General features: G+C 71.8%; 20 protein-coding genes. 10 read left to right on the forward strand and 10 right to left on the reverse strand.

Features of this window, described 5'->3' with window-relative positions; translation table 11 throughout:
• Nucleotides 1-14: 14 nt before the first annotated feature.
• Nucleotides 15-332, reverse strand: coding sequence for an ATP-dependent Clp protease adapter ClpS (clpS, locus tag IE94_RS0107730; protein WP_030180153.1), 318 nt, complete (start codon nucleotides 330-332; stop codon nucleotides 15-17).
• Between the two features lie 109 nt (nucleotides 333-441).
• Between clpS and IE94_RS0107735 the strand changes: the two genes are divergently transcribed.
• The gene (locus IE94_RS0107735; RefSeq protein ID WP_030180156.1) at nucleotides 442-1788 is read left to right on the forward strand and encodes a nicotinate phosphoribosyltransferase; all 1347 of its coding nucleotides are present in this window, start codon (nucleotides 442-444) and stop codon (nucleotides 1786-1788) included.
• A 49-nt stretch (nucleotides 1789-1837) separates the two neighbouring features.
• Nucleotides 1838-2425 carry a nicotinamidase gene (locus tag IE94_RS0107740; protein WP_030180163.1) on the forward strand — a complete coding sequence of 196 codons (588 nt, stop codon included), beginning with the start codon at nucleotides 1838-1840 and terminating at the stop codon, nucleotides 2423-2425.
• A gap of 12 nt (nucleotides 2426-2437) precedes the next feature.
• Here the strand turns inward: IE94_RS0107740 and IE94_RS0107745 are convergent, their stop codons facing one another.
• Nucleotides 2438-2785 (reverse strand): hypothetical protein, encoded by a 348-nt coding sequence (locus tag IE94_RS0107745; RefSeq protein ID WP_030180166.1) that lies wholly within the window; start codon nucleotides 2783-2785, stop codon nucleotides 2438-2440.
• 146 nt (nucleotides 2786-2931) lie between these two features.
• Nucleotides 2932-5277 (reverse strand): immune inhibitor A domain-containing protein, encoded by a 2346-nt coding sequence (locus tag IE94_RS0107750; protein ID WP_030180167.1) that lies wholly within the window; start codon nucleotides 5275-5277, stop codon nucleotides 2932-2934.
• 436 nt (nucleotides 5278-5713) lie between these two features.
• Here IE94_RS0107750 and IE94_RS0107755 point away from each other — a divergent pair, with 436 nt between their 5' ends.
• On the forward strand, nucleotides 5714-6007 hold the full coding sequence (locus tag IE94_RS0107755) for a hypothetical protein (RefSeq protein WP_037922066.1): 294 nt from the start codon (nucleotides 5714-5716) through the stop codon (nucleotides 6005-6007).
• A 13-nt stretch (nucleotides 6008-6020) separates the two neighbouring features.
• Here IE94_RS0107755 and IE94_RS35280 read toward each other — a convergent pair whose 3' ends face one another.
• Both IE94_RS35280 and IE94_RS0107765 read right to left on the reverse strand, forming a co-directional pair.
• Nucleotides 6021-6698, reverse strand: a complete 678-nt coding sequence (locus tag IE94_RS35280; protein WP_030180173.1) for an RDD family protein — start codon at nucleotides 6696-6698, stop codon at nucleotides 6021-6023.
• A 262-nt stretch (nucleotides 6699-6960) separates the two neighbouring features.
• Nucleotides 6961-8388, reverse strand: a complete 1428-nt coding sequence (locus tag IE94_RS0107765) for an RDD family protein (protein WP_030180175.1) — start codon at nucleotides 8386-8388, stop codon at nucleotides 6961-6963.
• A 245-nt stretch (nucleotides 8389-8633) separates the two neighbouring features.
• Between IE94_RS0107765 and IE94_RS0107770 the strand changes: the two genes are divergently transcribed.
• The gene (locus IE94_RS0107770; protein WP_030180177.1) at nucleotides 8634-9065 is read left to right on the forward strand and encodes an SsgA family sporulation/cell division regulator; all 432 of its coding nucleotides are present in this window, start codon (nucleotides 8634-8636) and stop codon (nucleotides 9063-9065) included.
• A gap of 25 nt (nucleotides 9066-9090) precedes the next feature.
• On the opposite strand, the gene IE94_RS0107775 is transcribed toward IE94_RS0107770, so the two are convergent.
• Nucleotides 9091-10533 (reverse strand): FAD-binding oxidoreductase, encoded by a 1443-nt coding sequence (locus tag IE94_RS0107775; protein WP_030180180.1) that lies wholly within the window; start codon nucleotides 10531-10533, stop codon nucleotides 9091-9093.
• A gap of 92 nt (nucleotides 10534-10625) precedes the next feature.
• Between IE94_RS0107775 and IE94_RS0107780 the strand changes: the two genes are divergently transcribed.
• Nucleotides 10626-12062, forward strand: coding sequence for a tetratricopeptide repeat protein (locus tag IE94_RS0107780; protein WP_030180183.1), 1437 nt, complete (start codon nucleotides 10626-10628; stop codon nucleotides 12060-12062).
• A 23-nt stretch (nucleotides 12063-12085) separates the two neighbouring features.
• Here IE94_RS0107780 and hppD read toward each other — a convergent pair whose 3' ends face one another.
• Entirely contained in the window at nucleotides 12086-13231 is a 1146-nt protein-coding gene (gene hppD / locus IE94_RS0107785; protein ID WP_030180186.1) for a 4-hydroxyphenylpyruvate dioxygenase, read from the reverse strand.
• A 126-nt stretch (nucleotides 13232-13357) separates the two neighbouring features.
• Between hppD and IE94_RS0107790 the strand changes: the two genes are divergently transcribed.
• The 5 genes from IE94_RS0107790 to IE94_RS0107810 are packed head-to-tail and all read left to right on the forward strand — an operon-like array spanning nucleotide 13358 to nucleotide 17618.
• A complete protein-coding gene (locus tag IE94_RS0107790) occupies nucleotides 13358-13849 on the forward strand; it encodes an Lrp/AsnC family transcriptional regulator (RefSeq protein ID WP_030180188.1) in 492 nt (163 codons plus the stop codon).
• A gap of 29 nt (nucleotides 13850-13878) precedes the next feature.
• Entirely contained in the window at nucleotides 13879-14526 is a 648-nt protein-coding gene (locus IE94_RS0107795) for an ABC transporter permease (protein WP_030180191.1), read from the forward strand.
• Complete coding sequence (locus IE94_RS0107800) at nucleotides 14519-15790, forward strand: betaine/proline/choline family ABC transporter ATP-binding protein (protein WP_037922068.1); 1272 nt, start codon at nucleotides 14519-14521, stop codon at nucleotides 15788-15790. Before IE94_RS0107795 ends, IE94_RS0107800 begins: the two co-directional genes overlap by 8 nt.
• Complete coding sequence (locus tag IE94_RS0107805) at nucleotides 15787-16653, forward strand: ABC transporter permease (RefSeq protein ID WP_030180197.1); 867 nt, start codon at nucleotides 15787-15789, stop codon at nucleotides 16651-16653. The genes IE94_RS0107800 and IE94_RS0107805 overlap by 4 nt, the downstream gene beginning before the upstream one ends.
• Nucleotides 16650-17618 (forward strand): glycine betaine ABC transporter substrate-binding protein, encoded by a 969-nt coding sequence (locus IE94_RS0107810; protein WP_030180199.1) that lies wholly within the window; start codon nucleotides 16650-16652, stop codon nucleotides 17616-17618. The genes IE94_RS0107805 and IE94_RS0107810 overlap by 4 nt, the downstream gene beginning before the upstream one ends.
• A gap of 10 nt (nucleotides 17619-17628) precedes the next feature.
• On the opposite strand, the gene IE94_RS0107815 is transcribed toward IE94_RS0107810, so the two are convergent.
• The 3 genes from IE94_RS0107815 to IE94_RS0107825 form a co-directional block, all read right to left on the reverse strand.
• A complete protein-coding gene (locus tag IE94_RS0107815) occupies nucleotides 17629-18408 on the reverse strand; it encodes a S16 family serine protease (RefSeq protein WP_030180201.1) in 780 nt (259 codons plus the stop codon).
• A 56-nt stretch (nucleotides 18409-18464) separates the two neighbouring features.
• Complete coding sequence (locus tag IE94_RS0107820) at nucleotides 18465-19124, reverse strand: IclR family transcriptional regulator (protein ID WP_030180203.1); 660 nt, start codon at nucleotides 19122-19124, stop codon at nucleotides 18465-18467.
• Nucleotides 19125-19425: 301 nt separating this feature from the next.
• Entirely contained in the window at nucleotides 19426-21222 is a 1797-nt protein-coding gene (locus IE94_RS0107825) for a DEAD/DEAH box helicase (protein ID WP_030180205.1), read from the reverse strand.
• Nucleotides 21223-21249: the final 27 nt, after the last annotated feature.

Below are 21249 nucleotides of genomic sequence, written 5' to 3' on the forward strand. Positions count from 1 at the left end.
CGGGCGGGCGTGGGTCATTTCCGGTCCTGCTGGAGGGTGGCCCACAGACCGTAGCCGTGCATGGCCTGTACGTCCCGTTCCATCTCCTCCCGGCTGCCGCTGGACACGACCGCCCGGCCCTTGTGATGGACGTCCATCATGAGCTTGGTGGCCTTGTCCTTGGAGTAGCCGAAGTACGACTGGAAGACGTACGTCACGTAGCTCATGAGGTTGACGGGATCGTTGTGGACGATCGTCACCCAGGGCACGTCGGGCTCGGGTACGGCGAAGACCTCCTCCGCCGACTCGGTCTTCTCGATCTCCATGGGTGCGGCTGCCGTCACAAGGCCCATGCTGCCACCACAGGGGGGCACCCGCACAAACGGGCCTGTGGCGGGCGCCACGCGAACCGGGCGGGCATCGAAATCGTCAGACTGACGAAATGGGGGTACGATCCGTCGTATGAACACAGCGGACCTTGGGCTGCCGGTGGACGTCCCCTCGACGGCGCTCTTCACGGACCAGTACGAGCTGACCATGCTCCGAGCCGCGCTGAAGGCCGGTACGGCCGGGCGCCGGAGCGTGTTCGAGGTCTTCACCCGGCGCCTGCCCGACGGCCGCCGCTACGGCGTCGTGGCGGGCACCGGACGGGTGCTGGACGCGGTGGAGAACTTCCGCTTCGACGCGGGCGTGCTGCGCTTCCTGCGCGAGAAGGACATCGTGGACGAGGAGACCCTGGACTGGCTCGCCCAGTACCGGTTCGGCGGCGACATCTGGGGCTACCCCGAGGGCGAGGTGTACTTCCCGGGCTCCCCGATCATGCGGGTCGAGGGCACCTTCGGCGAGTGCGTGCTGCTGGAGACGGTGATCCTGTCCATCCTCAACCACGACTCGGCCATCGCGGCCGCCGCCTCCCGCATGTCGTCGGCCGCCGGTGACCGGCCCCTGATCGAGATGGGCGCCCGCCGCACCCACGAGCTGGCCGCCGTCGCCGCCGCCCGCTCGGCCTACGTCGGCGGCTTCGCGACCACCTCCGACCTCGCCGCCGGCTTCCGCTACAACATCCCCACCGTCGGCACCTCCGCCCACGCCTTCACCCTGCTCCACGACCAGGAGCGCGACGCCTTCCGCGCCCAGGTGGACGCCCTGGGCCGGGACACCACGCTGCTCGTGGACACCTACGACGTCGCCGAGGCCGTCCGGGCGGCCGTGGAGGTCGCCGGGCCCGAGCTGGGCGCGGTGCGCATCGACTCCGGCGACCTGCTCCTGGTCGCCCACCGGGTGCGCCAGCAGCTCGACGAGCTGGGCGCCACCGGCACGAAGATCGTGGTGACCTCGGACCTGGACGAGTACGCCATCGCCTCGCTGGCGGCGGCACCCGTCGACGCGTACGGGGTCGGCACCCAGCTGGTGACCGGCTCCGGGCACCCGACGGCCTCGATGGTCTACAAGCTGGTCGCCCGCGCCGAGTCCGGCGAGGAGGGGGCGCCGCTGGTGCCGGTGGCCAAGAAGTCCAGCGGCGGCAAGACCTCGATCGGCGGCCGCAAGTGGGCCGCGCGGCGCCTGGACGCGGACGGGTACGCCGAGGCCGAGGTGGTCGGCACCGGCCCGGTGCCCGACGCGCTGGCCGACCGGCAGCTCCTGGTCGAGCTGGTCAAGGGCGGTGAGGTCGTCGCCCGCGAGCCGCTGGACGCGGCCCGCGACCGGCACGCCGCCGCCCGCGCCAACCTCCCGCTGTCCGCGACCCAGCTCTCGCGAGGGGAACCCGTCATTCCGACGGAGTACGCGCACGGGGGCTCGGGTAGCTAGAGCTGGTGCCCCCCATCCGCACATCCGACCCACCCGAAGGACACCGACCATGCGCCGCGCCTTGATCGTCGTAGACGTGCAGAACGACTTCTGCGAGGGGGGCAGCCTCGCCGTGTCCGGCGGTGCCGACGTGGCCGCCGCCATCACCGAGCTGATCGGGCAGGCGCCCGCCGGCTACCGCCACGTGGTGGCCACCCGCGACCACCACGTCGCCCCGGGCGGCCACTTCGCGGACAACCCGGACTACGTCCACTCCTGGCCGGCGCACTGCGTCGCCGGCACCGAGGGGGTCGGCTTCCATCCGAACTTCGCCCCCGCCGTCGCCTCCGGCGCGATAGACGCCGTCTTCGACAAGGGGGCGTACGCGGCGGCCTACAGCGGCTTCGAGGGCGCCGACGAGAACGGCACGGGGCTCGCCGAGTGGCTGCGCTCCCGCGAGATCGACGAGGTCGACGTCGTGGGCATCGCCACCGACCACTGCGTCCGGGCCACCGCTCTGGACGCCGCCCGCGAGGGCTTCCGTACGCAGGTGCTGCTCGACCTGACCGCCGGAGTGGCCGCGCAGACCACCGAGCGGGCGCTGGAGGAGCTGCGGGAGGCGGGCGTGGAGCTGACCGGGAAGCCGGTCGTGCAGTAGCTCGCCGGGACCCTAGGAGGCCTCGGCGGCCGGGCGTCTGAGCAGGGCGCGGATCGGGTGCCACAGCTCCTGGACCAGGTCCGGGCCGCCCACGGCCCCCGCCACCGGCGCCGTGCGCCATATCAGGCCGTCCGGGTGGTGCAGGACCGCGGTGACCTCGTCCGGGGTCGGCGGGGCCGCGTTGCCCCGCAGGTAGACGCTGCGCAGCCCCAGGTTGCGCAGCCTGGTCAGGGCGCGCGCCCGGTTCTGGGCGTGGACGAGAAAACGCACGCTGCCGGCGCTCGCCGGGGCGGGGCTGGGCAGGTTCAGTGCCACCACCACCGTGCCGTTCGGCAGCTTGCAGAAGCCTCCTGCGGCCATGCGGTCATACCCCCGAGTCAGCCTGGGTCGGTCCGGGCGCCGGGCCCAGTGTCAATAAGAGAACCACAGGACGCACCTAAACACGGATCGGCGGCGACCCGCCAGGGGGTCGCCGCCGATCATGCTCTGACCTGGGCAGATACTATTTACCTGCCCGCGGGGCCGACCTCGAGCTCGATCGTCGAGCCGTTCTTGGCCTCCTTGACGATCTTGATCTTCGTGTTGGTGTCAGTGACCTGGACACCGCCGGTCGGGTTCGCCGGGTCCCAGTAGTCGTCCGTGCGGTCGTTGAAGACCGAGACGCCCTTCGAGCCCGGGACGTACTTCGCGACGTCCGCCTTGTGCAGCGTCATGCCGTCCGTGCGGTAGAGGCTGAACGGCGAGTCGTACGCCTGCATGCGGTTGCGCATGAGGGTGCCGTCCTTCCACTTCAGCGCGGTCGGGTGCGAGTCGATCGGCAGGACCAGGCCCTTGCCCGGGTGCTGGCTGGTGTTGTTGTCCGCCTGGGAGGTGTCCCACTTCCAGATCAGCAGGCCGTTCTGGTACGCGTAGTGCTCGACCCAGTTCGGACGCTCCGAGAAGCCGAAGTTGTACGGGCCGGTCTTCAGCGTCTCGTCGTACGACTCGTACTGCCGGTTCTCGGCGATGTAGTACTGCGCGTACTCCTTGGTGAAGGAAGCGCCCTTGCGGGTGAAGCCGTTCGCCGTCCACGCGGCGTCCTCGGTCTCCGCGTTGTCGGAGAAGAGCGTCGCGCCGTCGGCCGTCACCGCGATCTCGTCGGCGGTGAAGCCCTTCATGGCCAGGCCGCCGTCGGTCTGGTAGCGGAAGCGCAGGTCGATCTTCTTGCCCGCGTAGGCGTCCAGCGGGTAGACCAGCTTGCCGTAGGCGTCCACGGTGGCGCTCAGGGCGGGCTTGTCACTGCCGTCGCGCTGGATCGGCCGGCCGTCGAACGTGCCGTCGATCGCCGTCCAGTTGGCACCGCCGTCGGTGGAGACCTCGGTGTAGAGGAAGTCGTAGTCGGCCTCGATGTCGTACCAGCCGTCCAGGGTGAGGGAGGCGGACGACTTGCCGGTGAGGTCGACGCTGCGGCTCAGGGTGTTCTTGAGGTCGTTGCCGCTGCCGCTCCACCACTGGGTCTTGCCCTCGGCGGGGGCCACGATCTCGGTGGTGACCTCCTCCTTCGGGAGCTCGACGACCAGGCCCTGCTTGTGCTTGGTGTTGTACTCGGCCAGGCCCAGCTTGTGCCAGGAGTTGACGCCCGCCTTGGCGGTGTCGTAGTTGAGCCAGCCCAACTGGAGCTTGTCCCAGGCGTTCATGTCGCCGGGCAGGTCGCCGATCTCGTTGCGGCCGGTGCCCAGCCACGAGCCGGACGACATCAGCGTCCAGAAGCCGGTGGAGTTGTCGCCGCCGGCGGTGTCGTAGTGGTCCGGCAGGCCGAGGTCGTGGCCGTACTCGTGCGCGTAGACACCGAGTCCGCCGTTCTCCGGCTGGATGGTGTAGTCGCCGATCCAGATGCCGGTGTCGCCGATCTGGGTGCCGCCGAGCTTGTTGTCGGCGGGGCCGGTGGCGCCGGCGTCGGTGCCGAAGGCGTACCAGCGGTGGGCCCAGATCGCGTCCTCGCCCTGCGCGCCGCCGCCGGCGGACTCGTCCTCGCCGGCGTGCACGATCTGGAAGTGGTCGATGTAGCCGTCGGGCTCGTTGAAGTCGCCGTCGCCGTCGAAGTCGTAGCGGTCCCACTGGTCGTACTGGGCCAGCTGGGACTTGATCTGGGCGTCGGTCCGGCCGGCCGCCTTCTGGTCCGCGACCCAGGCGGTGACGCCGTCCTGCACCGCGTACCAGGCGCAGTTGTCGGGGTCGCACTTGTTGGAGCCGTAGCGGGCCTCGTTGTAGGGGACCTTGACCCAGTCGGAGACCTCTCCGTCGACCGAGTAGCGCCCGGAGGACTGCTTCTCGTAGTAGGTCTTGACCGAGTTGACGCCCTTGCCGGAACCGAAGTACAGGTCCTGGAAGTGCTCCTGGTCGTAGTCCTCCTGCCAGGCCGTGGAGTTGTCCGTCCTGCGGTTCGGCTTGGCTATCTGGTTGTGCAGCGGGCCGGCGTCGCCGCCGTAGCGGCTGTCCACCTTGTCGCCGAACTCGACCAGGATGGTGAAGATCTTGTCGGTCTTCTCCCGGCCCAGTTCGACGTACTTGGCGTCGCCCTTCTTGCTCTTGAGCTGGACGACGTTGGAGCCGTCCTTCTTCTTCACCGACGCGTTGCCGGAGATGACCTGCTTGAGGGCTTCCTCACGCTGGGCGGCCTGAGTGTCGCTCAGGGGGCCCTTGAGGTCGTGGGAGCGGGTGGTCTTGTCCGGGCCGGGGTCGTGGCGGTTCACGGCCTCCGGCCGCGACGGCGAGTCCGCCTGAGCCACACCGGCCGCCGAGAGCGTGGCGGTCGCCGCAGCCAGTGCGACGGTGGTCGCCGCGGTTCTGAACGTCCAGGATCTACTGGTCACTTGAGTTCCTCCCCCGCGTCCACGCGCGCGGAAGGGGGGACAAGGACAGAGCAAGGCCCGCGCACACGTGATCAACGCGTGTAGTCAAGTGACGACATTTGACTAGAGGTTCGACAGAAAAGACAGACCTTGACTTGAGCAGAACAAGTGCACTATGCGGAGTCGCCGTTCGCTTTGCGGACACCGGATCGTGACCTTCACCCGCCGGGCGGGCCCCGGCCCGGGCCCGACGGGCGCGCGGGACCGTCCACTTCCCGGACGTCATGAATCCGTGCGCCCCCCGTGCATCGGCCGTGCCGGTTAGGTCGTGCTTACTGTTGGTTCCACTCGGGCACACAGCGGGTTAGAGTCGCTTGGCGGAACGCCCGGAAGCCGGCGGAAAGCCAGGCCGACAGCCCGTCTCACCCCATGATTGTCTTCCGAGGACACGATGGCCATGCCCCGTCCGACTGCCACCCAGTTCGCCTACGGTTCGTGCACCGTGATCTTCTCGACGCTCGCCATGCTGCTGCTCTCGCAGACGAGTTCGGGTCCCGGAGTCGCCCTCATCGCCGTCGCGGCCCTCGCCCTCGGGCTGCTGGTCGCCATGACGGTCCCCCTGCCCAGGACGCGCGCGGTGACCGCCGTGCCGGACCACCGGTTCACCGCGGACCGGGAGCCGGTGCAGGTGCCCGCGGGGGCCCGGATCTCCGCGGGTGCGGGCCAGGCGACGCGCGGGCGGGCCGCCTGAGTGTCCGTGTCCGTCAACGGGTGCTGACCACGACCGTCTTGGCCGCCTTGTCGTGCAGGCCCTGCTTGTAGGGCTTGTCGAAGAAGCTCCAGCCGCCCGCGATGATCGTCCACACGCAGGCGCAGCAGAAGGCGAACGGGATCCACAGCACCAGGGCGCGGATCAGCGACGTCTGTACGGAGGGCGTCGCTCCGTCGTCCAGGTTGGCCACCCGCATCCCGAGCCACTTCTTGCCGAGGGTCTGGCCCGTCCTCGTGGTCATGTAGGTGTCGTACGCGATGTAGAGCACGGCGGCGATCACGGACTGCCCGAAGGACTTCCCGACGGAGACGTCGTCGCCGTCCACCGTGTACTCCTGGACGTTGAAGGCCCAGCTGAGCAGCCAGACCACGATGCCCACCAGGATCATGTCGACGATCCGGGCGAGCGTGCGCCGCCCGCTGTCGGCGAGCGGGGGCATCCCGGCCAGCGGATCCGTGGGGTAGCCGCCACCGCCGTAGGGGCCGCCGCCGTAGGGGCCGCCGCCGGGAGGGGGCCCGCCGTAGGGTCCTCCGCCGCCGGGGGGCGGAGGGCCGCCGTAGGGGCCGCCTCCACCGGGGGGCGGGGGCGGGTTGTCGTAGGGGTTCTTCCTCAGCGGGTCCTCTTCCGGCGGCTGCTGCCCGCCGGAACCGGGGGGCGGTTCGCTGCTCATGTCCCGAGTGGACCCCGGGGTCCATGGCGGCGCATCCGGCGAGCGGCCGTCCGGAGTAGCGCGGATGCGGTGCGACGCCGTCGGGGGGGACCGAGGGTCCGTCGGCGGGTGCGGGTGCGTGCGGGCTGGTCGCGCAGTTCCCCGCGCCCCTTGAGGGGCGTGCACGGGACGCCCCTGAAAGGGGCGGGGGGAACTGCGCGAGCGACCACGACGCACCCGCACCCGACGACGAAACGCGCGCCCCCCGACCCCGCCGGCCCAGCTAGCCCGCGACAAACGTGCCGGCGGCCTTGTCGTGCCAGCACTGGTGCCACGGGCGGTCGAACAGGCACCACGCGACGCCGACCACGCCGACGGCCAGGAGCCCCGGGACGCTGTAGACCAGCCAGCGGCGCAGGGCGGCGCCGAAGGACGGCGGCTCGTGGGCCTCGATGTCCCGCACCTCCAGGCCGAGCAGCCTCTTGCCCAGGGTGCGGCCCCACTTGGCGGTGGGCAGCGCCTCGTAGACGACACCGAAGAGCAGCAGAACGGCGAGCACGATGCCCAGGTACGTGGACGTCGTGCCGTCCAGCAGCCAGACCGTGACGGTCTCGCCGGACAGCTTGGCCTCGTCGATCTTGTCGTTGACGTGGTCGATCGCCTTGGAGCCGAGCGGCACGGCGGCCACCGCGGTGACGCCCGCGAGGACGACCGTGTCGATCAGCCGGGCGGTCAGCCGCCTGCCGAGTCCGGCGGGCCGGGCCGCCGCCTGCCGTCGGGCGGCGGCCTGGAACACGTCCTCGACCGGCGGCTTCCAGGGTGCGACGGGCTGCGGCTGCGCCTCCCCGCCCGCCCCGGCCAGCCGGTGCACCTGCTGTGCCCAGGAGGTCTGGCCGCCACCGGGACCGCCCGCCGCGAGCGGAGCGGGGGCGGCGGGCTGGGGCTGGGGCTGCGAGGGCTGCGGGGGTGCCTGGTGGGGCACCCTCGGGGCGGCGGGCGTCTGGGGAGCCTGCGCGGCGGCGGCCCGGTCGGCGGCTGCCTTGCCGGCACCGAAGCCGGGGCCGGAACCGGGGCCGGAACCGGAACCGGGGCCGCCCGGCTGCGGGCCCGTGCGCGGGGTGACCGCGCGGAAGGTCATGGTGCCCTCGTCCTCCGCCGCGGCGGGGGCGGGGGCGGAGGCGCTCTGCCGGCCCGTCGCCGGGCGGCGGAAGACGAAGGTGTTGCCGGCCTCGTCCTCCTCCGCCGCCTCCCCACCGGAGGAGGCAGCGGCACCGCCCTGCTGCCCGGCGTCGGCGCCGCCGTCGGCGGGCGGTGCCGTCTGGCGGGCGTGCGGGACCCTCGGGTCGGCGCCGCGTGCCGGCCCCGGCCAGGCGACGCTCTGCCCGGGGGCGTCGGCGGAGCCGCCGGACGGGCCGGAGCGGTCGGCGCCCCAGGCCCCCGCGGACTCCGGACGGCTGGCGTGCTGGGACGCGGCGGCGGGCGGCGGCTCCTCGACCGGGTCCTCGTCGAAGAAGTGCGGCCCGGTCTCCTCGACGGAGGCCCGCGCACCGGGCGGAGGCGCGAGCGGCTCGCCGTCCTTGGGGGCGGGGCGGCTCGTGCCCGCCACCCAGGAGGCGCCGTTCCAGTACCGGACGTATCCGGGAATGGACGGGTCCGGGTAATACCCCTCGCGGGGCCTGTCGTCGCCGGGGGCCGGGGTTGGGGCGCTCATGTCCGTCGTCCCGTATCTGCTCGGGGGTTGATAGGGGGCCTCAACATCTATCAGACGGGCGCAATCCGTACCGGCGGTCCCGCCGTACCCGCCCCTTTCCGGGCAACCTCGTGCCGGGACCTTCACATCCGGGCCGCGTCCTGGTCCGGGGTGCGCGGAGAAAGTTTCCCGGACCCGCGTAATGCTCCGGCCCCGGGCCGGTCTCACCGGGCAAGGACGTACCCGACCCGGGAGAGGAACCCGCCATGCACCCCAACCCCACCGGCCGCCCCACCGTCGTGGAACGCGAGCTGGAGCTGAGGCTCATCCTGTCGCCCGAGAGCGGCATCCCGGTGCCGGCCAGGCTCGGCTACCACACCGACGACCCCTACGCCGTCCACATCACCTTCCACATCGACTCCGGCCACCCGGTGCACTGGACGTTCGCCCGCGACCTCCTGGTGGAGGGCGTCTTCCGGCCGTCCGGGCACGGGGACGTGCGGGTGTGGCCGTCGAAGGCGGAGGGCCGCAGCGTCGTGCTGATCGCGCTGACCAGCCCGGACGGCGACGCCCTGCTGGAGGCGCCCACGCCCCAGGTGTCGGCCTGGCTGGAGCGGACCCTGCGGACGGTGCCGCCGGGGACCGAGGGCGCGCAGCTCGGGATCGACGACGCGCTGGCCGAGCTGCTCGCCCGGTGAGGGCCGGGCGGTGCGGCCCGCCGGATCAGAAGAGCTTGCCCGGGTTGAGGATGCCCAGCGGGTCGAAGGCCTGTTTGACGGCCCGCTGCATCTCCAGGCCCACCGGGCCGATCTCCCGTGCCAGCCACTCCTTCTTCAGGACGCCCACGCCGTGCTCGCCGGTGATGGTGCCGCCGAGTTCCAGGCCGAGCGCCATGATCTCGTCGAAGGACTCGCGGGCCCGCCGGGACTCGTCGGGGTCCGAGGCGTCGAAGCAGACGGTGGGGTGGGTGTTGCCGTCGCCCGCGTGGGCGCAGACCCCGATGGTGAGGCCGTACTTCGCGGCGACGCGCTCGATGCCCTCCAGCATCTCGCCGAGCCGGGAGCGGGGCACGCACACGTCGTCGATCATCGTGGTGCCCTTGACGGCTTCGAGGGCGGTGAGGGACAGGCGCCTGGCCTGGAGCAGGAGTTCCGACTCGGCCGTGTCCTCGGCCGGGACCACCTGCGTGGCGCCCGCGGCCTCGCACAGCGCGCCGACGGCGGCGAGGTCGGCGGCCGGGTCGGTGGTGTCGAAGGCGGCGAGCAGGAGCGCCTCGGTGGTCTCCGGCAGTCCCATGCGGGCGAGGTCGTTGACCGCCTTGACGGTCGTGCGGTCCATCAGTTCGAGGAGGGACGGCACGTGCCCGCCCTCCATGATCCGGCAGATCGCGTCGCAGGCGGCGGAGGCGGAGGCGAACTCGGCGGCCAGCACCAGTTGCTCGGGCGGCTTGGGGCGCAGCCCGAGGACCGCCTTGACGACGATGCCCAGGGAGCCCTCGGAGCCGACGAAGAGCCGGGTGAGGTCGTACCCGGCGACGCCCTTGGCGGTGCGGCGCCCGGTGGACATCAGCCGGCCGTCGGCGAGGACGACGTCGAGGCCGAGGACGTACTCGGCGGTCACCCCGTACTTGACGCAGCACAGGCCGCCGGAGGCGGTGCCGATGTTGCCGCCGATGGTGCACATCTCCCAGCTGGAGGGGTCCGGCGGGTAGTAGAGGCCGTGCTCGTTCACCGCGCGGGAGAGCGTGGCGTTGACGACGCCCGGTTCGACGACGGCGACGCGGTCGACCGGGTTGATCTCCAGGACGCGGTCCATTTTCGTCAGGGAGAGGACCACGCAGCCGTCGGTGGCGTTGGCCGCGCCGGACAGGCCGGTGCGGGCGCCCTGCGGGACCACCGGGACGCGCAGTTCGGTGGCGGTGCGCATGACGTGCTGGACGTCCTCCACGGTGCGCGGCAGGACGACCACGGCGGGGGCGCCCGCCGGGCAGAAGCTCGCCATGTCGTGGGCGTAGGAGGCCGTGACGTCGGGGTCGGTGAGGACGGACCCGGCGGGCAGTGCGGCCAGCAGCCGGTCGACGAGGGCGCCCGGGCCGCCGGGGGCGCGGTCGACCGTCGCGGCTGCGTCGTCTTCGTCGCGAGGCGCTTCGATACGGCTCATGATCACAGGCTCGCATCCACGGCCATCGGTGTGAACCCCGCGGGCGGCAACCCGTCGCCTGCCCGGTGTGATCGTCACATGGGCGCACAGTGAGCGCCATGGAGGTCATGGAGAGGCTCACCCGGCCAGAACAGGGCGAGGCACCGGCACCCGGGCGGCCCTCGCGCCGCGGGCGCCGGGTGCTGATCGCCTCCGTCGCCGGGGCCGCCGTACTCGGCGGGGTCCTGGTGCTGCTCCCCCGGGGGGCCGGGGACGCTCCCCCGCCCGCGCCGGGGCCCGCGGCGCCGGCGCGCGGGGCGGTCACCACCGGAGTGCCCGCCGCGCTGCCCGACCTGGCGGCGCTGATCGGCGACCGGGAGGCCCATCTGCGGGCGCATCCGCTGGACGGGGCGTCGTGGGCGGTGCTCGGCGCGGCCTACGTCGAGCAGGGCCGCCGTACGGCGGACGGCGCGAACTGGCCGAAGGCCGACAAGGCGCTGCGCACCTCGCTGCGGACGGGTCCCGAGCGCAACCCGCAGGCCCTGGAGGGGCTCGCGGCGCTCGCGGTGGCGCGGCGGGACTTCCCGGCGGCCAAGCAGTGGGGCGAGAGCGCGGTGCGGGCGGCGCCGAAGCGGTGGACGGCGCACGCCGTGCTGATCGGCGCGTACACGGGGCTCGGCGACGACAAGGGCGTGGGCCGGGCCCTGGAGAAGGTGATGAAGCTGCGTCCCGGCGCTCCGGCGGTCGGGGCGCTGGCGGCGGGTGTCTACCGGGACCGGGGCTGGCGGGAGGACGCGGCGGCCCGGATCTCGGACGCGGCGGCTGCCGCCGAGGCACCGGCGGAGCGGGCGGCGTACCTGGAGCAGGCCGGGCGGCTGGCGTTCGAGCGCGGGGAGCGGGAGGAGGCGCTGCGGTTCTTCCAGGAGGCGCTGCGCACCGACCCCGACCAGCGGGCCGCGCAGGCCGGGCAGGGCCGGGCGCTGGCGGCGCTGGGCCGGACGACCGAGGCGCTGTCCGCCTATCAGGCGGCGCTGGCCAAGCAGCCCAGCCCCGAGTACGCCCTGGAGCTGGGCGAGCTGTACGAGTCGCTGGGCCTCGGGCAGGCGGCGCGGGTGGAGTACGACCTGCTGCGGGAGCGGGCGCGGGACGCGGAGGCGGCCGGGGTCGACGAGCAGTTGGTGCTGGGGCGGCTCGACGCCGACCACGGCGATGCGGCGGCGGCGGTGGAGCGGCTGCGGGCCGAGTGGGGGCGGCAGCCGGGGACCGCGGTCGCCGACGCGCTGGGCTGGGCGCTGCACCGCAGCGGTGCGGACGAGGAGGCCCTGGAGTTCGCGACGATCGCGACCGACGGCGACAAGGGCGGCGGGGTGCGCAGCGCGCTGAACGTCTTCCACCGGGGGGTGATCGAGAAGGAGCTGGGGCGGTACGGGCCGGCGCGCCGGCACCTCCGCGAGGCGCTGACGGTCAACCCGTACTTCTCGCCGCTGCGGGTGCCGGAGGCGAAGCGGGCGCTGGCGGAGCTGGGCGAGCCCCCCGTGGAGGGCCCGCCCGACTGAGAGCAGCCTTCGCAGAGCTGGTGTCAGAGGTTGCCGCGCTTCTCCTGCTCGCGCTCGATCGCCTCGAACAGGGCCTTGAAGTTGCCCTTGCCGAAGCCCATCGAGCCGTGGCGTTCGATCATCTCGAAGAAGACGGTCGGACGGTCCTGGACCGGCTTGGTGAAGATCTGCAGCAGGTAGCCGTCCTCGTCCCGGTCGACGAGGATTTTCAGCTCGCGCAGGGTGTCGACGGGCACCCGGGTCTCACCGGCCCACTCGCCGAGCGTGTCGTAGTACGAGTCGGGGGCGTCCAGGAACTCGACGCCGGCCGCCTTCATCGCGCGGACGCTCGCCACGATGTCGTTGGTGTTCAGCGCGATGTGCTGGACGCCGGCGCCGCCGTAGAACTCCAGGTACTCGTCGATCTGGGACTTCTTCTTGGCGACGGCGGGCTCGTTGATCGGGAACTTGACCTTGAGGGTGCCGTCGGCCACGACCTTCGACATCAGCGCGCTGTACTCGGTGGCGATGTCGTCGCCCACGAACTCCTTCATGTTCGTGAAGCCCATGACCTTGTTGTAGAAGCCGACCCACTCGTTCATGCGGCCGAGTTCGACGTTGCCGACGCAGTGGTCCACGGCCTGGAAGACGCGCTTCCCGGGCGGGGCGACCATCGGCTTGGCGGCGACGTGGCCGGGCAGGTACGGGCCGTCGTAGCCGGTGCGCTCGACGAGGGTGTGCCGGGTCTCGCCGTAGGTGGCGATGGCGGCGAGGACGACGGTGCCGTGCTCGTCCTTGATCTCGTGCGGCTCGGCGAGCGAGCGGGCGCCGTGCTCGACGGCGTAGGCGTGGGCGGCGCGGGCGTCCGGGACCTCGATGGCGAGGTCGACGACGCCGTCGCCGTGTTCGGCGACGTGCTGGGCGAGGAAGCGGCCCCAGTCGGTCGCGGGTTTGATCACCGAGGTGAACACGAAGCGGGCGGAGCCGCTCTCCAGGACGTAGCTCGCGGTCTCCCGGCTGCCGTTCTCCGGTCCGGAGTAGGCGACCAGCGTCATGCCGAAGGCGGTGGAGTAGTAGTGCGCGGCCTGCTTGGCGTTGCCCACGGCGAAGACGACCGCGTCCATTCCCTTGACCGGGAAGGGGTCGGCCTGCCGGGCGGTGTCGGGAGTGTGGTGTGTGGTCTGCGTCATAGCCGCAGGTTCTCCCCTGCTCGCAAGGTGCGCAATAGTTCGCGTTTTCAGTGGGCAACCTGACCAGTGACATGCCGGTGCGGGCAGGCGATCTGTACAGGATGACCAGCCGGGAGGGTGAGGGGTATGGCGGATACGGGGATCGACCGGCTGGACGGGCGGATCATCTCCCTGCTGGCGCGGGAGCCGCGGATCGGGGTGCTGGAGATGTCCCGGCGGCTCGGGGTGGCGCGCGGCACCGCGCAGGCGCGGCTCGACCGCCTTCAGTCGAACGGAGTCATCCGCGGCTTCGGTCCCGAGGTGGATCCGGCGGCCCTCGGCTACCCGGTCACCGCGTTCGCCACGCTGGAGATCCGGCAGGGTCAAGGGGCCGACGTACGGGCCCACTTGGCGAATGTGCCAGAAGTCCTGGAGCTGCACACCACGACCGGCACCGGGGACATGCTGTGCCGCCTGGTGGCCCGCTCCAACGCCGATCTCCAACGGGTGATCGACCGGGTTGTCGGTTTTGATGGCATCGTCCGGGCCGCCACGGCGATCGTCATGGAGAACCCCGTTCCGCTGCGGATCATCCCGCTGGTGGAGCAGGCGGCCGGGGACAGCGGCGGACACGACTGAGGCGGGCCGGAACCCGGAGGTGAGCGGACATGAACTTCTGGGCCTTCCTGGGCAGCCGCCACCAGCAACTGCTCACCGACGCCTACCAGCACGCCAGCGCGGTCTTCCAGTGCATGGTCGTGGCGACCCTGCTCGGGGTGCTGATCGGCGTCCTCACCTACCGCAGCGACTGGGCGGGGAACCTGGCGACCCTGTCCACGTCGGCCATCCTCACCATCCCGTCGCTGGCCATGATCGGTCTGCTCATCCCGATCCTGGGGCTCGGCGTGCCGCCCACGGTGACCGCGCTGACCCTGTACGGGCTGCTGCCGATCGTGCGCAACTCGATCGTGGGCCTGCGCGGGGTCGACCCGGCACTGGTGGACGCCGCCAAGGGCATCGGGATGTCGCGCCCGGCGCGGCTGCTGCGGGTGGAGCTGCCGCTGGCCTGGCCGCCGATCCTGACCGGGATCCGGGTCTCGACGCAGATGCTGATGGGCATCGCGGCGATCGCCGCCTACGCCTCCGGGCCGGGCCTGGGCAACGAGATCTTCCGCGGGATCGCCTCGCTGGGCAGCAAGAACGCGCTCAACCAGGTGCTCGCGGGCACGCTCGGGATCATCGTCCTGGCCCTGCTGTTCGACGCGGCGTACGTGCTGCTGGGGCGGCTGACCATTCCGAGGGGGATCCGTGTCTGAGACGGCGGAGTCCGTGACCGGGGACGGCCACGGCGGCACCACCGGGGCGACCATCGAGCTGGAGTCCCTCACCAAGCTGTACCCGGGCAACCCGCAGCCCGCCGTCGAGAACGTGTCGATGGAGATCAAGGCCGGGGAGACGGTCATCTTCGTCGGCCCCTCGGGCTGCGGGAAGTCCACCACCCTGAAGATGATCAACCGGCTGATCGAGCCCAGCGGCGGTCGCATCCGCATCAACGGCGAGGACGTCACCGACATCGACCCGGTGAAGCTGCGCCGCAAGGTCGGCTACGCGATCCAGTCCTCCGGCCTCTTCCCGCACATGACCGTCGCCCAGAACATCGCGCTGGTCCCGAAGATGATCGGCTGGTCGAAGTCCCGCATCCGCTCCCGGGTGGAGGAGATGCTGGACCTGGTCGGTCTGGACGCCGGGGAGTTCCACGGCCGCTATCCGCGCCAGCTCTCCGGCGGCCAGCAGCAGCGGGTGGGCGTGGCGCGGGCGCTGGCGGCCGATCCGCCGGTGCTGCTGATGGACGAGCCGTTCGGCGCGGTCGACCCGATCACCCGGGACCACCTCCAGGACGAGCTGATCCGCCTCCAGCACGAACTGCACAAGACGATCGTCTTCGTCACCCACGACTTCGACGAGGCGATCAAGCTGGGCGACCGGATCGCCGTGCTGCGCGAACGCTCCCACATCGCGCAGTTCGACACCCCGGAGGCGATCCTCACCAACCCCGCGGACGACTTCGTCTCCGGCTTCGTGGGCGCGGGCGCGGCCCTGAAGCGCCTGAACCTGACCCGGGTGCGGGACGTGGGCATCACGGACTACCCGACGGTGACCGTCGAGGACCCGCTCCAGTACATCTTCGACCGGCTGCGGGAGTCGGGCACCAACGAGATCCTGCTCCTGGACCGGCGCGGGCGCCCCTACAAGTGGCTGCGGCGCGGCGACCTGATGCGGGCCAGGGGCTCGCTGGCGCGGGCCGGGACGCTGGTCCACGACACGGTGACCCGGGACGCGACGCTGCGGGACGCGCTGGAGGCGGTGCTCACCGACAACGCGGGGCGGGTCGCGGTCACCGGCCGGCGCGGCGCGTACGAGGGCGTCGTCGACATGGAGACGCTGATGAACTCCGTGCACGAACTGCTGGAGGCCGACCGGCTGGACGCGCTGGAGCACCAGCACGACCTGGAGGAGACCCGGGCCGCCCAGACGCACACCGAGCAGGAGGGCTTCGGCGGGGTCGGAGGCCGCGCGTGAGCGGCTCCTCGCGCCCCTCGCCCGGCCACCGCCCCGCGGGCGAGTACAAGGTCGAAGGGCTCGCCTTCCGGGACGGGGACGAGGAGGAGGGCGAGGCGCCCGCGCCGTCCCCGGTGGCGGCGGGGCCACGGGTCGGCTGGCGCAAGCTGACCTTCCTGCCCGTCGTCCTGATCGCCGTACTGCTGGCGACCTGGCTGTGGTTCCGGCAGGCCGACCTGGACGCGCTCAGCCAAAACGCCCTGGGCAACGGCCAGGTCACCAAGGCCCTGTGGCAGCACGTCCAGCTGACGGTGATCTCCACATTCTTCGTGCTGATCATCGCGATCCCGCTGGGCATCCTGCTCACCCGCGCGGCGTTCCGGAGGGCCACCCCGTTCGCGATGGCGTTCGCCAACATGGGCCAGGCGACCCCGGCGATCGGTCTGCTGGCGCTGCTGGTGATCTGGCTGGGCATCGGCCGCAGGGCCGCGCTGATCGGCATCATCATCTACGCCGTCCTGCCCGTGCTGTCCAACACCATCGCCGGTCTGAAGGCCAACGACCCGACGCTGCTGGAGGCGGCCCGCGGCATCGGGATGTCCCCGCTGGGCGTGCTCACCCGGGTGGAACTGCCGCTGGCCGTCCCGCTGATCCTGGCCGGTGTGCGCACGGCCCTGGTCCTGAACGTGGGCACGGCGACGCTGGCGACCTTCGGCGGCGGCGGTGGACTGGGCGTGCTGATCACGACCGGCATCACCAGCCAGCGGATGCCGGTGCTGGTCCTGGGCTCGGTCCTCACCGTCGCCCTGGCCCTGCTGGTGGACTGGCTGGCCTCGCTGGCCGAGGTGCTGCTGCGGCCACGGGGGCTGGAGGTGGGCACATGAGACGGCGTACCTGCTGGGCGCTGGCCGCCGCGCTCCTTTCCGCCTCCGCCGGATGCGGTCTGACCAGCGGCTCCCCGATGGTCGACGACGTGGAGCCGGGCACCATCGGGGAGGGGAAGCCGCTGGAGGGGGCCGATCTCACGGTCACCTCAAAGGAGTTCACCGAGCAACTGGTCCTCGGCGCGATCATGGGCATCGCCTTCGAGGCGGCGGGCGCGGAGGTGCTCGACCGCACCGGCATCCAGGGCTCGGTCGGCACCCGCGCGGCGGTGGAGAACGGCGACGCCGACGCCACGTACGAGTACACGGGCACCGCGTGGATCACCTACCTGGGCAACAGCAAGCCGATCCCCGACCCGGAGCAGCAGTGGAAGGCGGTGAAGGAGGCCGACGCGAGGAAGGGCCTGACGTGGCTGGAGCCGGCCCGCCTGAACAACACGTACGCGCTGGCGATGAACCAGGCCAACTACAAGAAGTACAGGACCAGGACCCTCTCGGAGGTCACCGCCCTGTCGAAGTCCGACCCGGGCGCGGTGACGCTGTGCGTGGAGGGCGAGTTCGCCAACCGCGCGGACGGCCTGCCGGGCCTGGAGAAGGCGTACGGCATGTCGCTGCCCGCCGCGAACATCACCCAGATGGACACCGGCATCATCTACACCCAGACCGCGAAGGGCGCCTGCACCTACGGCGAGGTGTACACCACGGACGGACGGATCAAGTCCATGAACCTGGTGGTGATGGAGGACGACAAGAAGTTCTTCCCGAACTACAACGCGGCGCCCATGGTCCGCACGGCCACCCTGAAGAAGTGGCCGGCGATCGCGTCCGTCCTGGACCCGGTCACGAAGGCGCTGACCAACGACGTGGCACAGACCCTGAACGCTAAGGTCGACGTGGACGGCGAGGACCCGCACCAGGTGGCGCTGGACTGGATGAAGGAGAAGGGCTTCGTGACGGAGGGGTAGGGCCGGTCGCTCAGCAGGCGGGGACGTCGCCCTTGCCGCTCTCCAGTGCCTTGAGCGCGTCGACCGCGCCCGTGAGCGTCGTCACCGGGATCAGCCGGAGCCCCTTGGGCAGTTCTGCCTGCGCGTCCGAGCACTCCGCCTTCGGCACGAGGAACACGGTGGCCCCGTCCCGCCGGGCGGCCTGCGTCTTGAGCGGCACCCCGCCGACGGCGCCGACCTTCCCGCCGTCGGTGATGGTCCCCGTCCCGGCGACGACCCGGCCGCCGGTGAGGTCGCCGGCGCCGAGCTTGTCGACGATGCCGAGCGAGAAGAGCAGCCCGGCGCTGGGCCCGCCGACGTCCTCCAGCCGGAGCTTGACGTCGACGTCGCCCTTGTCCAGCCGCAGGTAGCGCAGCGCGGCCGCGGTGGCGGAGTCCTGCGACTCCTTCATCTGCTCCTGGTTGTACCGCTCGATCTCGCTCACGTCGTCGCCGCTCGGATAGACGGCGTCGCGCGGCATCACGGCCCGGTCGGTGTCGAACCAACTGCCGAGCACGTCCCCGAGGTGGACGCTCGCGTCCGGTCCGGTCGCCTCGATGGTCGTCATCCGCAGCTGCCCGCTGGTCTCGTGCGTCGGCGCACCGCTGATCGTGATCACCTCGGCCCCCTGGTTCTCGCCCAGCACGTCGGCCGTCAGCCCCGGCTGCGCCACGGAGAACGGCAGCGGCGCGAACACGGCGGCCGCGAGCAGCGCCACGACGGGCAGACCACAGACGGCGAGGAACTGGGGACGCGTGAGACGAGAGAGCACGGGGTCAATCTAACGTGGCCCGATCGCCGGGGCTCCGACGGCCGGGTACGACCGGCTCACCGCAGTGCCTCCGCCACCTCCCGGGCCGCGTGCATGACGCGTTCGCCGACTCGTTCGGGGACCACGTCGGCCAGCATGACGACGCCGACGCTGCCCTCCACCCCCGTGACGCCGAGCAGGGGGGCCGCCGCGCCGCAGGCACCGGCCTCCAGTTCGCCGTGGGTGAGGGTGTAGCCGGGGGCCTCCGCCCGCTCGCCGGGGGGCTGCGTGGGCCGGCGGGCGGCCAGGATCGCCTTGCCGGCGGCGCCCCGTTCCAGGGGATGGCGGAAGCCCGCGCGGTAGGCGACGTGGTAGTCGGTCCAGGTCGGCTCCACGACGGCCACGGCCAGCGCCTCCGCCCCGTCCACCAGGGTCAGGTGGGCCGTCGCCCCTATGTCCTCGGCGAGGGCGCGCAGGGCCGGCATCGCCGCCTCGCGGACCAGGGGGTGCACCTGGCGGCCCAGGCCCAGTACGCCGAGGCCGACGCGGGCCCGGCCGCCCAGGTCGCGGCGTACGAGTGCGTGCTGCTCCAGCGTGGCGAGCAACCGGTACACGACGGTCCGGTTGACGCCCAGTTTGTGGGACAGCTCGGTGACGGTCAGCCCGTGGTCCGTATCGGCCAGCAGTTTGAGGACCCGCAGGCCCCTGTCGAGCGTCTGAGAGGTCTCCGCGGTCACGACGCCCACTCCTTAGTGGTGAGGTCGGCGGCCCTCCTCGCGGCGTGTGCGTCACCGAGTCCCGTCAGTGACGCGCTTCAGAGGCCGCCGATCGGCTGACGGCCCGGCCTTGTCCCGGGCCCAGTCGCTTCACGGCTGCGCTCCGCGGCGGCGCTGCCACGGGGCGTGCGTAGCGGGACAGTAAAGGAACCGGTTCGCTCAGCGGAAGGCTCCGTCCAGAATCCGGGCGCCAACCGTTATCAACCGCCTGTGTTTGTCCCAGTACGTACCGCGCACGCCTTCGGCGCCGGTGCCCCGGGCGTCACTTCATCCGCGTCGCCCACTCCTGGACCTTCGCGATGCGCTGGCGCAGCTGGCCGCCGGTCGCCTCGGCGCTGGGCGGGCCGCCGCAGACGCGGCGCAGTTCGGTGTGGATCACGCCGTGCGGTTTGCCGCTCTGGTGGACGTAGGCGCCGACCATGGTGTTGAGCTGCTTGCGCAGCTCCATCAGTTCCTTGTGGGAGACCACCGGGCGGCGGTCGGCGGGCAGTTCGAGCAGGTCGGCCTCTTCGTCGGGCTTCCGGCGGCTGTGCGCGATCTGCCGGGCCTGCCGCTTCTGGAGCAGCAGCTGCACCTGGTCCGGCTCCAGCAGGCCCGGGATGCCGAGGTAGTCCTGCTCCTCCTCGCTGCCCGGGTGGGCCTGCATGCCGAACTCGGCGCCGTTGTACATGACCCGGTCGAAGGTGGCCTCGGACTCCAGTGCCTCGAAGGCGAACTGCTCCTGCTCGCCGGTGTCCTCGTCCTGCTCCCGGTTCGCCTCGTCCATCTCCTTCTCGGACTCGGCGTAGGGGTCCTCCTCGCCCTCCTTCTTGGGCTTGTCGAGGACGTGGTCGCGCTCGCGCTCCATCTCGTTCGCGAACGTGAGCAGGTCGGGCACGGTGGGCAGGAAGACCGAGGCGGTCTCGCCGCGGCGGCGGGAGCGCACGAAGCGGCCTACGGCCTGGGCGAAGAAGAGGGGGGTGGAGATCGTGGTGGCGTAGACGCCGACCGCGAGGCGGGGGACGTCGACGCCCTCGGACACCATGCGGACGGCGACCATCCATCGGTCGGTGCCCTGGCTGAAGGTGTCGATGTTCTTCGAGGCGCCCGCGTCGTCGGACAGCACGACGGTGGCCTTGTCCCCGGTGATCTCGCGGATCAGCTTGGCGTAGGCGCGGGCGGCGTCCTGGTCGGCGGCGATGACGAGCGCCCCGGCGTCCGGGATGGCCTTCCTGACCTCCGTGAGCCGCCGGTCGGCGGCGCGCAGCACGGCCGGCATCCACTCGCCGCGCGGGTCGAGCGCGGTGCGCCAGGCCTGGCTGACGGCGTCCTTGGTCATGGGCTCGCCCAGGCGTGCGGCGATCTCGTCGCCCGCCTTCGTGCGCCAGCGCATGTTGCCGCTGTAGCTCATGAAGATGACGGGCCGCACGACGCCGTCGGCGAGCGCCGAGCCGTAGCCGTACGTGTAGTCGGCGGCGGAGCGGCGGATGCCGTCGTTGCCCTCCTCGTACGCCACGAAGGGGATCGGGTTGGTGTCGGAGCGGAAGGGCGTGCCGGTGAGCGCGAGGCGGCGGGTGGCGGGCTCGAACGCCTCCAGGCAGGCCTCGCCCCAGGACTTGGAGTCACCGGCGTGGTGGATCTCGTCGAGGATGACGAGGGTCTTGCGCTGCTCGACGCGGTTGCGGTGCAGCATGGGGCGCACGCCGACGCCCGCGTAGGTGATGGCGATGCCCTGGTACTCGCGGCTGAGCGGGCCCGCGCTGTACTCCGGGTCGAGCTTGATCCCTATCCGCGCCGCGGCCTCGGCCCACTGCTTCTTCAGGTGCTCGGTCGGCGCGACGACGGTGACCTGCTGCACGACGTGGTGGTGCAGCAGCCAGGACGCCAGTGTCAGCGCGAAGGTCGTCTTCCCGGCGCCGGGGGTGGCGACCGCCAGGAAGTCCCGGGGCTGTTCCTGGAGGTACTTCTCCATCGCCCCCTGCTGCCAGGCCCGCAGCTTGCCGGCGGTGCCCCAGGGGGCACGGCCGGGGAAGGCCGGGGACAGGTGGTGCGAGGTGCTGGAGCTGGCGGTGGTAGTCACGGTCTCCGAAGGGGGTAGAGCGGCTCG

This window comes from Streptomyces violaceorubidus, assembly GCF_000717995.1.
Lineage (GTDB): Bacteria > Actinomycetota > Actinomycetes > Streptomycetales > Streptomycetaceae > Streptomyces > Streptomyces violaceorubidus.